15 protein-coding genes are annotated in these 12,106 nt (G+C 59.4%); all 15 read right to left on the bottom strand.

Translation table 11 applies throughout. The annotated features are described in order from the left end of the window. Positions 1-8: 8 nt before the first annotated feature. The gene (locus tag AVI_RS09100; RefSeq protein WP_015916082.1) at positions 9-1,142 is read right to left on the bottom strand and encodes a phage tail protein; all 1,134 of its coding nucleotides are present in this window, start codon (positions 1,140-1,142) and stop codon (positions 9-11) included. Next, entirely contained in the window at positions 1,139-1,996 is an 858-nt protein-coding gene (locus tag AVI_RS09095; protein WP_015916081.1) for a baseplate J/gp47 family protein, read from the bottom strand. Before AVI_RS09095 ends, AVI_RS09100 begins: the two co-directional genes overlap by 4 nt. Positions 1,997-1,999: 3 nt before the next feature. Continuing rightward, positions 2,000-2,395: a GPW/gp25 family protein gene (locus tag AVI_RS09090; RefSeq protein ID WP_015916080.1), complete on the bottom strand. Its 396-nt coding sequence runs from the start codon at positions 2,393-2,395 to the stop codon at positions 2,000-2,002. Next, positions 2,392-2,934: a phage baseplate assembly protein V gene (locus tag AVI_RS09085; RefSeq protein WP_015916079.1), complete on the bottom strand. Its 543-nt coding sequence runs from the start codon at positions 2,932-2,934 to the stop codon at positions 2,392-2,394. Before AVI_RS09085 ends, AVI_RS09090 begins: the two co-directional genes overlap by 4 nt. Then, on the bottom strand, positions 2,931-3,716 hold the full coding sequence (locus AVI_RS09080) for a hypothetical protein (protein WP_041696613.1): 786 nt from the start codon (positions 3,714-3,716) through the stop codon (positions 2,931-2,933). Before AVI_RS09080 ends, AVI_RS09085 begins: the two co-directional genes overlap by 4 nt. A 2-nt stretch (positions 3,717-3,718) precedes the next feature. Further along, the gene (locus AVI_RS09075; protein ID WP_015916078.1) at positions 3,719-4,090 is read right to left on the bottom strand and encodes a hypothetical protein; all 372 of its coding nucleotides are present in this window, start codon (positions 4,088-4,090) and stop codon (positions 3,719-3,721) included. Positions 4,091-4,093: 3 nt separating this feature from the next. Next, on the bottom strand, positions 4,094-4,573 hold the full coding sequence (locus tag AVI_RS09070; protein WP_015916077.1) for a hypothetical protein: 480 nt from the start codon (positions 4,571-4,573) through the stop codon (positions 4,094-4,096). A 77-nt stretch (positions 4,574-4,650) separates the two neighbouring features. Further along, entirely contained in the window at positions 4,651-5,667 is a 1,017-nt protein-coding gene (locus AVI_RS09065) for a major capsid protein (RefSeq protein ID WP_015916076.1), read from the bottom strand. Between the two features lie 11 nt (positions 5,668-5,678). Next, positions 5,679-6,041, bottom strand: a complete 363-nt coding sequence (locus tag AVI_RS09060; RefSeq protein WP_015916075.1) for a head decoration protein — start codon at positions 6,039-6,041, stop codon at positions 5,679-5,681. Positions 6,042-6,044: 3 nt separating this feature from the next. After that, positions 6,045-6,497, bottom strand: a complete 453-nt coding sequence (locus AVI_RS09055; RefSeq protein ID WP_139192389.1) for a hypothetical protein — start codon at positions 6,495-6,497, stop codon at positions 6,045-6,047. A 145-nt stretch (positions 6,498-6,642) separates the two neighbouring features. Beyond that, complete coding sequence (locus AVI_RS09050) at positions 6,643-7,563, bottom strand: S49 family peptidase (protein WP_015916073.1); 921 nt, start codon at positions 7,561-7,563, stop codon at positions 6,643-6,645. Positions 7,564-7,572: 9 nt separating this feature from the next. After that, entirely contained in the window at positions 7,573-7,839 is a 267-nt protein-coding gene (locus AVI_RS09045; protein WP_041696611.1) for a hypothetical protein, read from the bottom strand. Continuing rightward, a complete protein-coding gene (locus tag AVI_RS09040; protein WP_015916072.1) occupies positions 7,839-9,476 on the bottom strand; it encodes a phage portal protein in 1,638 nt (545 codons plus the stop codon). Before AVI_RS09040 ends, AVI_RS09045 begins: the two co-directional genes overlap by 1 nt. Further along, entirely contained in the window at positions 9,473-11,488 is a 2,016-nt protein-coding gene (locus AVI_RS09035; protein WP_015916071.1) for a terminase gpA endonuclease subunit, read from the bottom strand. Before AVI_RS09035 ends, AVI_RS09040 begins: the two co-directional genes overlap by 4 nt. After that, positions 11,485-12,087, bottom strand: a complete 603-nt coding sequence (locus AVI_RS09030; RefSeq protein WP_015916070.1) for a hypothetical protein — start codon at positions 12,085-12,087, stop codon at positions 11,485-11,487. Before AVI_RS09030 ends, AVI_RS09035 begins: the two co-directional genes overlap by 4 nt. Positions 12,088-12,106: the final 19 nt, after the last annotated feature.

Genomic DNA, 12,106 nt, shown 5'->3' with positions numbered 1-12,106 from the left:
AAATCCTATTAGCCGAGGCTCAGAGCAGGGTTTGCGTAATGCACCGGCACAACCTGGATCGGATTGATGGTCAGCGTCACGGTGATCAACTCGCGCACTGTCTTGAAGAACGTGAATGCAAAATTCGTCTTGCCAACTTCGACACCCGATCCGGCAATAGCCTCGGATGGTTCCAGCCAGGCCTTGTATGGCTTGACCCCATCGGCAAGCTCCAGTCCGTAGATGATGCTGATCTTCGCCACGGATTTCCCAGCTCCATTCCCGAACCGGGTCCGGACCTTATAGGCGACGGTCACCAGCTCATCATCGGCGTCAGTCTGGTTTTCCGCCGCCATGATCACCCGCGCATAGCCGATCACGTCCCCACCAGCAGAATAAAATGCGAGAAAGGCTGTCTGTTGCAACAGCAGCCATGCCTTCATGGTTGTTGACGAACCAGCGGCAGACCACGGAATTGTCGCCTGCGACCACGCAATGCCGGGCCATCCACCATCCCCGAACGCGGAAAGCAGATCGTTCCAGCCGAACAATTCCCATTCGTAGAATGTCTCTTCGATGGCAACCGCATGGCTGCGGCCATGGCTCCATTTGACCGGATTTCCATCGATCCGCGTGCCCGACGAATCCCCCCACAGCGCCCCGCCCCAGCGATGACGGCTCCAGACAAGTCCGCGAACGTCATAACCAAAATAGCCGCGGAAGAATTCCGACCGCGCCGGGTCTGACAGATCCGCAAGATACCAGGCATTATACAGCCGCTGCACCTCGTCATCGCCGGGCAATTCACCCATGGCGATCTGATAAAGATGCCAGCGACGGCGGCCTTTCACCTGATCTTCAAGCCGCGCGCCGTAATAGGCAATCCAGCGCAGCGCATCGAGAACGGCTTTCGGCGTGCCGCGAATTCTCTGCCACGCCCGGCCGGTATCAATCAGATCCTCGACCGTCGTGAAGAAGTCAGCAATTGGCCCAAGCCCATATTCCTGCACCAGATAGGGCGCAACCGTCGCATTCAGCGGGCGCTGATAACGAAACCCACGCACCGCCTCGATATCAGCCAATGTGCAGTCATAAGGATCAGTGGCAACCGCCAGCGCCTCTTCCAGCACCGTCGAATTGCTGGGAACAAGCACCGCCGTCATTTCGAGCGGCCCTTATAGTTCAAGGTGATCGTTCCGAATGTCGCCGCCGAATTACTGTCCATCACCACATCGGCGACTGGCGCCGTTATCGACACCTTGGACACACCGGACACCATCAGTTTTGCAATCAGCCAGGCCCGGTTCACGTCGAAGCCGAATCCCCCTTCGCTATCGGCTGCTGCCCGCAACCCAGCCTCAAGACCATCGAACACGGCAAGAGGCGTATCCGGCAACAGCCAGACATCCGCCACGACATCGACCGTGGTCTTGGCGCCGGAAACGACGGACACGATATCATTCACGCACCGCACCGCGTTGGACGTGACTTTCGCCGAAACCTGCGCCAACAGCGCCGCAGATGGCGTGCCGCCTTCCGCCGTCGAAAGGATCGCCACCTCGATTTCGGGGCCGCTGCCCGTCCGGTAGACAGCAACAGCCTCGACCTCGGCGGAAACAGACCGGGCCTGATAGGCATACCATTCTTCCGGCCCCGCCGTGGACGATCCCTGATCGGCCAGCACGATCCGCGCCCGCAACTGCGCGTCCGTCTCACCGGTCAAACGGGTCACGCCATGATCGGCGGCAAGAGCATCGAGGTCGTTGCCAGCGGCAAAGGCCAGCAGGTTGGATTTCAGCACATCGTTGAAAGACGCATAGAGCGCCGCCCGCTGATAGGCCTGAAACTCGATCTGCACGGCAATCGGCTCACCCTCCAGCGAGACAATGCCGGTCACATCCACACCGTAATTGTCCTGCGCCCATGCAACAAAGGCCGTGGCCATGGTGGTAATCATCGCCTCCGCGTCGATACTTTGCAGCATCTGCGGGGTCGGCAGTGTCGTCAGATCGACCATGATTTACCCTGCAATGATCGTTGAGGTTCCGTCAGAACCGAATGAAAGCGAAACTTCACCGGCTTCGGTCAGGTCGCCAAGATGCGCCCGTGGCCGATAGGTGCCGCGAATGGTCCAGGTCGAGTTTCCCTTGCGATCCAGCGCGTCCATGGTGACTTTGGTAGGCTTGAAGCGCGGTTCGAACAGCTCGATAGCCAACACCAAGGCCCAGCGGAATTTCAGGATCGTCTGCACATTCGCCGTCTGACCAAGGATGGTTGGCACGGGCGATCCGACATATTCGCGCAAAACCCGCTCGAAATACCGCGTCGTCAGCAGCTTGCCGATAGCAACCGCCACGCTATCCCAGCCGGAAACCCACTTTCCGGTCGTCGGGTCCATGCCATATTGCGTGCTCATTCAGCAAAAACCTTGTCCGACGCTTCGACGATAGGCCACAAACCGGCAGACGAACCGCTGGCAACGCGCACCCGGTCACCCAGCCGCGCCACCCGCTTGCCATCCGTCCCAGCCAGATTGACCCGCTCTCCATGCAGCTCGGTCACCCCGCCATTGTCGGAAAACCCGATCAGGCCGGAGCCAAACGACGACAGGATGCGCGCATCGAGCCCCGAAGATGGGGCGCCATTGGCATCCGAAAACGTCAATGGTACCGCCACCCCCTGCCGCATATCGCCAAACGGCGACAGCAGTATCATTTGCTGGCCCTTGGATGGTGGCCGCCAGCTCTTTTCTGCGCCAGCCACTTCCGACCATGGGCGCCATGGCGTCAGGAATTCGTTGCCAGCATCGCCCGCCAGTTTCATCCGCAGGCGTCGGCTATCGCCGTCGACCGCGTGAACCGTGCCGACACGCTGCATGCCCTGCACCGCACGGCGCAGGCCTGCAACCTCGGCCTTCAGCTCAAGGATGATGTTGACAAGCACCTGGTCGCTCATGCGCCGGGAACCTCGATCTCACCGGCGATGTTCAACGACACGTCGCTGATCAGAACTTCAATGCCATCATCCGGCGTGCCAACCCCGATCAGCGCGGGAACCGGCTTGGTGACGCCCAGCATCGCCTGCACCTCTTCCCATTTGGCAAGACCGGCGCCACCAGCCAGCGAGGCCGAGAAGATCCTCGCCAGATCGGCATATTCGTCCGTTGCGGTCATTTTCGCCAACCCGGTCGCAATCACCTCTGGTACATCCTGCCTCAGGGATGGCTCGGCAATCGGGTCGAGCGTGACTTCGATGATCCGGGCCGCATGCTTTCGCCCGCTTTCCGGATCGACCATGCGAACATCGCTGATCCGCCCAAAACCGCCGATAAGACCAAGCAGGATCTGAGACCATTCATTACCCGGGTCGGAAAGCGCCAGCCGCCATTGCCGGTCCATCAGGTTCAAACTTGCTTCCAGCGCCGCATCCGTGGTGCCGATTTCCAGCATGGACATGCTGCCCGGATCGCCGTTTTCATCTTCCACCGCGACTGAAACAGATTTCGCCACGGCCATCTGCAACTGCAATGTCATGCTGACATCCGTGCGAAACAAGCCGTCGCCAGTCGATGGGCTAAGACTGTCCTCGACAGAAACGGCGATGATTGGCTTTGGGTCATCATCCATGATCAACGGCAACGCCATGATCAGGCTGTCCTTGACGCGATCCTCGGCAATGGTCCGGCCAAGAAGCGCTTCCGTCGCGGCAATCTGGATCAGCTGGCGAACAACACCCATGATTAGACCTCCGACAGCCAGAAAATCACGCCGGCGCCAGCATCCTCGCCGGGTCGCACGACTTCGAAGACATCGCCGTTGGCACGCGAGATCCGGTCCCCCTGTTTGGGCAACCAGGCAAGTGCTGCCCGGTCAAAGCTGACCGTCTTGGTTGCCGCGCCCACGGTGGCGCGGGTGCGCACCACATCACCGCCACCCAATGCCGTATCGTCAGGCACAGAATCGAACCGCGCCATGACGCCGGTCTGCAAATCGCGCGACAGGTCGCGCCCTGACTTCATTTTGCTGATCGTCATCGGCGTGATGGTCGCGGGCTCACCAAGAAGAGCCCGCGTCATCGATGGCAAGGCAGCACGGGCAGCAGCGATATCCATGGATCAAGCCTTGCTCTGGCCGGACAAATCGAGCTGCTTGGCCTCATCAGCGGCCTTCTTCGCAGCAGCTTCGTCAGCCGCCTTTTTGTCCGCAGCGTCCTGTTCGGCCTTTGCCTTGGCAGCAGCATCCTCGGCAGCCTTCTTGTCGGCGGCGTCCTGCTCTGCTTTGGCCTTGGCGGCAGCCTCTTCCTCAGCTTTCACCTTGGCAGCGGCGGCGTCCGCAGCATCCTGCTCAGCCTTTGCCTTCGCGGCGGCCTCTTCATCGGCCTTCGCCTTGGCAGCAGCTTGCTCGGCCAGCTCATCAGCAGATAGCACCTGCTCGAAGACAAGATCGAGCGCAGTCAAACGTTCAATGTCTTCATCGTCAAGCACCGGATCAGGGGTCAACGTCTCGGTCCTGTTGGGACGGATGGTGCAGTGGCCGCCGCGAATGCGGATAGCCTGCGACCGAAACCCATTATTCGTCACAGCATAGGAAACCATGATTTTTCCTTCCAATTCCAGGCAAACAAAGAACTGAAAAGGCGGGTCACCCCGCCTTTCCGATCTCGGATGGAAGATTACAGCGTGGCGCGGCGCAGGACCTGCGGCTGAACACACATGTAGAGAGGGTAGGAGTAAAGCTCACCCTTCGCCCAGGCCTCGCGGTCTTTATCCAGGATGTTCATGGCATAGACATCCTGGCCCTTGGTGTTGACGAAGGGCATAAATTCATCAGCAGGCGAGACGAACTTTTTGAAGACATTGCTCGCACCGACCGGGAAAATGCTGGCTTCATCAGTTGGAATGGCAACCGTCGAATTGTCGTCCGTGCCGCGATAATTGTGCCAGGTGACGCCACCGAAGGTGAAAGCCTGGAACGCAATATTCTGCCGCAGATCGGCAGCCGCAGCCCAGTTTTCATAAGTCCGGATGACCTTCGGATGGTTCACCAGAGTGTCGTAGAATTCATCGCCAGTGAGAGCGTGAACACTTGTCGCAGTCGTGAACGCTCCTTTGGCGGAACGCGCCATGCTGCGGGTCAATTCATGGCATTTGCCACGAACGTCAGTGGTATCGACATCAAGAGCAAGATCGATGGCAGCAGGTTCCGCAATGTCGAATTCATCGAAATAGTCATAAATGACCGATGTGCCATTGGCATCGAGCAGCTTGCCCTGCAATGCGCCGAGGCGATGATATTCGTGGGTCAGATCCATATTGGTCCGTACATCCGCCATGCGTTCGGCATATTCGGTCTGCACCACCTTCAGCTCGCTTTCCGTGCCGAACGCACGGAAGCCCGCAACTTCGGAAGCGTAGAGCGTAAAACCGTCAGCCAGGCGAACAGACCGGAAATCACGGATATTGCCCGTTGTTGGTGTGGACTGGCGCGGTGGAGCGCCATCCGGCGAGGTCGGGATCAGGCTGAGAGTATCGCCTTTTTTCTCGACGGCAATCTTGCGGACGTATACGCCCTTTTCCTCGAAAATGCCGAGCGATCCCAGCAACTGAGGCACGTATTCGACTTCCTTCACCGCAGCGGAAAGCTCCACCATGCTGAAGGCATCGTCCCTGAAAATGTCCATGGATGCCATGGTATTGCTCCTTATCGCGCGATGATGCCGAGAGCCGCAAGTGCGGTGATCCCAGCGGTTTTCTGGTTGTCGGTGGCGCCGCTGAACCAGTTCAGGATTGGCGCCTTGACTTGGCAATGACGGCGCAGGACCGTCGCTTCGTCCTCGCCGGTCACCGGATAAATGAGGATGGCGGCAACCGTCTGGCTGCCATCATTGTTGGCGGGGTTGTAAATGGCGTACTTGCCAGAAGCGGTGATTTTGCCCAGCACGGTATTGGCCGGATATGTCACGCCAACACCAGCCGCGACGACAACAACGTCGCGACTGTAAAAGTGGTCGCCTTCCTGGATGATGCAGGAACCGGGGCCGAGTTTTTCGGTCAGGACGGTCATGGGTTATGCTCCCTTCCGGCCGACGCCGGCCTTGGCAATGGCATCCTTCCAGGATGCACCTACGGTTTCCTTGGCCGCCGGCTGTCCGCCGCCGGGCATGGCAAGATTGGCGGCAGCAATGCGCTGCTGCTCATAGGATGCGCCGGGCGGGCTAACCGTAGCGGCGGCTGGCGCTGGCGCCGTAGCAGCATCAGGCGCGGCGGTGCTGGCACCGGCAACATTGCCCGTCACGAATGCCACGACCTGATCGGCCGTCATCCCGGGGGCCGCGCTGGCCAGTTCGAGGGCGGCGCTCATACGGGTGCCGTCCCCCTTGATGCCGTCTGCCGACAGGATCGCATTGATCCGGTCTACGGCTGCCTGCGCGCCATCGACACCACCCTGAACGGCGGCAGCGACGGCGGCGGTTACTCCGGTCGCGGAAGCCGCGCCGGGCACTGTCTGATTTACAGACATGTCACCTCCAGTGGTTGATGCCTCAGGGGTCAGAGGCGCTTCGAATAGGGACGCATTTGCGTCCGGTTCACCCTCATCGAGGGCAAGGGGGTGCGATCCCGGAGAAACAATCCCCCGGATCGTGGCAATCAAACTGGTCATGGGATCAACTCCGGTTAACTTCCTTCACGAAGGCGTCGAACGCCTCGATGGGATCGCCGATGGCATCCACCAAACCCATGGAAAGGGCCTGTTTTGCATCATAGACATCGGCTTCAGACGCCAGCGCCTTCGCCTTAGTGATCCGGTTCTTGCGGCCCTTGGCGACGGTTTCGGCGAATTTGTCGCGCATCTGGTCGGCCTGCGCCTGCCAGCGGTCGGCAACATCGGCGGACAATGGTTCGTAGGGGTTCCCATCCGCCTTTTTCTTGCCGGAACGGATGATGGTGACCTTGATGCCATCTTGTTCAAGGGCCTGCGAATAATCGGCATGCATGATAATCACGCCAATCGACCCGGCCCCGCCGAATTCCGGCATGACGATGCCCCGCGCCTGCGATGCCAGCAGATACCCCGCCGAATAGGCAAAATCGGTCAGGATCGCCAAGGTTGGCTTTTCTCGCGAAAGCGCCTGCATGGCAGCAGCGGTTTCAAACCCGCCGTTCACCTCGCCGCCATAGCTGTCATATTCGAACACCACGCCTTTGACGCCCGCGTATTTGCGCGCCGCCGCGACTTGAGCCTGCAAACCCTGATAGGAGGTCTCGCCAGATGCCGAACCGACCCACCCACCCTTGTGGACAAGGCTGCCCTCGACCGGAATAATTGCAATGTTGTCGATCATGTCGAACGGCAACATATTGGCCCGCTGGTAGGCTCGCTCCAGCCGGTTCCCGACCTTACCCGCCAGTGGACGGCCATTGCCGAAAGCAACATGATCCGCAGCGCCCGCCGGGTTGGCGATGACGATGGTATCACCGGCGATCCGGCTGCCCATGCCCTGCAAGAAAGCTTCCGCCTTGCGCGGATCGTAGAGCAACGGTGTGTTGAACACCCGCTGCGCGATATGGCCATAGCGAAAACTCATAACGTTCCTCTAATACTTGAGGGTCCACCGGCGGCTAAGCCGCCGTCCGGTGGTCTTTTCGTGGCAGGCGGAGGCAAGCCGGTTCAATTCGGTGTCGAGCGCCGACAGATTGGCCGATGAAAACACCACCTGGTCGCGGGTAACAGGCGACTGAATCGACATCTGGCTGACATGCTCGCCCGCCAAAGCCCTCAATTTCACCGAATAAAGCGCCTGAAACAGCGCGCAAGGATCGTCCTGATCGACCTCGACACCGTTGATCTTCACCAGCGCCATCACGCACCTGCCGTCTGTTCCTGGCTCGCGCCAGTTTCATTGCTGCCGGCTGGATCGCTCGGCAAACCACGCTCGAATGGCGATGGCATTCCTGCATCCTTGTAGCGAGTGTGCCACCAGAGGCGGCTTTCAAACCGCTCTTCGGCATCGCCGCCCAATTCGCTGATTTCCTCAGTCAGGTCACCCGTTCCGTTCGCGATCCGCTCACTGGAAGCCTTGGCCCGCTTCAAATCGTCGGCTGTCGGCTTGGCCGGACCGTTGCACAGCGCCCATTGCACCGCATCACGGTTGGCGCGGTAGACTTCGAGACCACCCTTGAAGGGAATGCGCCCCTCTTCGATCATCTCATCCAGCCAGCTACCGTAAGGCACAAGCACATGCGGTGCGGCAATTCGCTGGGTCCGACGCTGGGCAATCGGCCAAAGCGCCGAATTCTCCATCATCGTCGAGGCATAGGTGGCAGCCGTATAGTCAAGCGTATACCCGCCATAGCTGACACCAAGCGCACGGGCCGTTTCCCGGTGCAACGACGCCATGAAATCCTTATAATAGGAGCCAGGCGCCGTGATGTTCTTGAACTCCAGATCTTCACCGGGCGCGAGATGCGACACACCAGCTCCGGCACCCATCCGGATTTCCGATTCTGCGGCCCGGTCGAGCTGGGCGCGAAAGTAATCAACGAAATCCTGTGCAATGCCCTCGACACCAAGAGCACCACTATCCTTCAAGCTTTCCAAAGCCTCAAACGCCTCGGCACTCGGCTTATCGCTCTTCAGAACCGCCGAATAGATGGTCTGCATGAACATGATCTGCGCCGTCGCGTCATCCGTGTTCTCGGCCATCAGATATTTGCGAAACGTCGGCACCAGAACGGAAATGCCACGCACGTCTTCCGCCGAAAACGGGTCGAATGCATGCAAAACAAGCTGTCGCCCATCCGCATCCGCCGCCGCATAGTCCACCGTATAGGTCAAACCGTCCCGGCATTCCTTAAAACGATAGACCTGTGGGCGGCCATAGGCATCATGGAAGATGCCTTGATAGAGACCCATCATCTCGCTGGTATCCTGCACCAGCTTTTGAGGCGACAGCATCAGCATTTTCGTGCCGGTACGGCAGCCTGGAAGACGCTGTGAGCGCGGCAAATACGCTACAACACCCGTGCTTTCGCCGAAAGCCAGCCAGTTTCGCATGCCGACATCTGTCTGCTGCGGAATGGTCAGCTTGGCGCGGAAATCGCATTCACGCGGGTTCCAGCTCCATGTCTTCCATTCGGCCTTGACCAGCCGCGTCCACTCGATGGCTTCAAGCGTGTCATAGCCAAACCGGGTTAGATCAGGCTTCGGGTTCAATTGCAGCTCGACACCGATGGTATCGGCCAGGATCTGGTCAGCAGCCCCGCGCAACCGGCCGGAATTCTGCAACATGTCCATGGCAAGGCCCGCTGCCCGCCACCAGATGCGCCGAACCTCGTCACGATGCTCACGCAAAGACGCCGGACGAGAGGCAATGATACCGGACTGACTATCGCGCATATAGGCGGACGAAGCGCGCCCATTGCGGGGCGCACCAGTTGGGCGCACTGCGGGCGCACTCACGCTACCCGCCTTCACCCTCACCCGTGGCTTTTCCGTCATTTGCGCTTTTTCCACCTGTTTTCAGTCGGTTTGTCTGCTTTGGTCTGCGCCGGTACCGCCGCTGCTGGCGCGGCAACCGGTATTTTCTGCGGCTCTGCTGGCCGATCCTCATGCAAGAGCTTGTGGCTGGCCGAGGACAGAAGATCCGGCACAATCTCCGGCTCCAGCATGGCCCTCAGTCTTGCCCACTCACTGGCGCTCATCTTCGACAGGCCAAGGTGTTCCGCCATGGCCATCGCGCCGATTCTGCAGTCGAGAAAGTGGTTATGCTCCCGCCGCTTCTTCCACTCTTCGTGCAGCTTGCCCTTCACCAAAGCCTGATGAAAATATTCCCCCGTGATCTGCTGGAAATATTCCTCGCCAAGCTCCTTATGAAAATGGCAATAGCCGGACGGGTCCTGCGCCTCTCCAGCCGCAAGACCAATCTTGTGCAAATTGCCGTAAAACTCTGCCTTCAATGACCATGTGCCGACCGGCCAGGACATCGCCGAACCGAACCGCTTGCGCTTGCCCCGCTTGGTGACTGTCTTGCGCGACGGCATACCGATAGCCGGCAGGCCCCGCCCGCCTTGGCCCTTCGTGGCATAGGCATTCGGATGGCGACGGCACCATTCCATGACCTGGTTGGTGCGCCAGCCAGCGTCGACGCCCAGAGCATCGATCTTCCGCAGAACCCCGAACGCATCCGGAAATTCCTGCGAAACGAATTCCTCAAACAGCAGCCAGGCACCCGCCTGCGGATTGTCCGTCGCGCCTTCGAAGAATTCGGCGAAGACGTTCCAGCTCTGCCGATCTTCACCGAAGGCAACGCCTTCGCAGTAAATGCCGTAGCCTTGAACGTCTGCACCGGCCACAAACAGCAGTCCGCCAGATGGGATGACGCCGGGCGTGTAATCTTCCCGGCGCTCCATCAGCCGTTTGTGGTCCGGTGCATTGCCCTTCATCTGATATGGCTTGGCCAGGATCAGATTATGGTAGTCCTTCGCGCCGGCCTCACCCTTTGCCTCGTAGCTGATCTTGTCCTCGGCAATCGCCTCGTAGGACATCATCAACGACATGAAGGCATCGACATGAAAGCCAGGATGACGATCCGGCCCAGAGAGAGACGGAATATACCGCCCTTCCCGCACCGCCGATACCCGCTCCATTTCCGAAATATGATGCCTGCATTTCACGCACCGCATCACAGATTTATGCGGCTGGCCCCGGTTGATCAGAAAGTTCTGATCTTCCTGAACCTGCTCGACACCGCATTCCGGACATTTGATATGCCAGAATCGCTGGTCCGAACGCCGGAACGACCGGTCGATACGGCAATGGCCCGGCCCCTCGCCCAGCGCATCACCGCTGTCCAGCTCCGGCGTGGACAGCTCAAAAATCTTATAGGTCTTCTGCCGGCGGAACGCTGTAAAGCGACCGAAAAACAGGTTTTCCGGGTCTGCGCCATTCGGCAGAGGGTTCCATTTGGACACCTCATCCTTAACCCCGAAGCGCGCCGTCTTGGCCGACAGATCCATGACCGTATTGGCATTGGCCAGATAGATCGAACCGCCGGCGAATTTCTTCTCATACGTGGTCGATCCAACCCCGGAACGGCTGGTCGACGGGTAGATCGTCTCTTTTTTCGTCTTCTTCTGCCAGGCGTCAATCAGCGGCTGGAGCTTTCCGGAGTTGATGTCTTGCAGAGCATCGATGCCCGGAACGCCATACAGCGCGTTATCAGGGCAGGTCTCCGCAATGTACATCATCCAGGACAACGCCAGAATGGACACGCCTGTTTGCTGCGACTTGCGCACCGAAACCAGATTGCACGGGTGCTCCTGGCTAAGACATTCCGCGATCTCGACCAGGTAAGGCGCATCCGCAGCGGACCAAAGTTCACCCTTTTTCGGCCCGTCCACCAGCACGACATTCTGGGTCAACCAGCGATCAAAGGGTACCGGCGGTGTCGGCCTGATGGCTGTCGCCAACGTGGACGCAACACCGCGCAGCGCACCAGGATGCACTGTCACGCTTCCTCTTCCTCGATCAAAGCATCACCGGTCGGCGCTTCGCTGGCAATCGCCTCCAGCTTGTCCGCCATCTCGTTGCCGATCTCGAAAGCGATTTCCCGCAACAGGACCCGCACGCTATGCACGCCCTCTTTCGAGACAGCCAGGGCAATATCGTCCGCCCGGTTTGGCAGCCGCCGAAGAATCGCCTGTAATTCCGCGCCAATGGCAAGAACCGCAGCATCCACTTTGTCCTTTCGAACAAGTTGTCCGCGTTCTTCCTGGTCCCGCAATCGCTCACGGCCAAGAGCCAACCATTCTCTCTGTCGGCGAGCCTCCTCCAGTCTATCACCCTGCGGCACCTGCGGCCCTGCGCCTGCCGCCGCCTCATCTGACCCAATAGGCCGAACAGGCGCGGTGGCCTTGGCAGGGTTGATATAGCGCGCCCGGTAATGGTCATAGTGCGCCAGAGACACCCGCATGACTTGCCCCTGCGGACCACGATCAACAGGCGTATCCGGGTGGGCTTCCAGCAACCTCTTGACCGCCTTGGAAATCGCCGCCTTCGAAACACTGTCCCGCGCCGCAATTTCGGTGATTGACCACATCACATCAGACATCGATCACCATCACCTTTCA

The organism is Allorhizobium ampelinum S4, from assembly GCF_000016285.1.
GTDB lineage: Bacteria > Pseudomonadota > Alphaproteobacteria > Rhizobiales > Rhizobiaceae > Allorhizobium > Allorhizobium ampelinum.
Note: the sequence above shows the minus strand (reverse complement) of the source record. Positions and strands in the feature narration are given on the sequence as shown.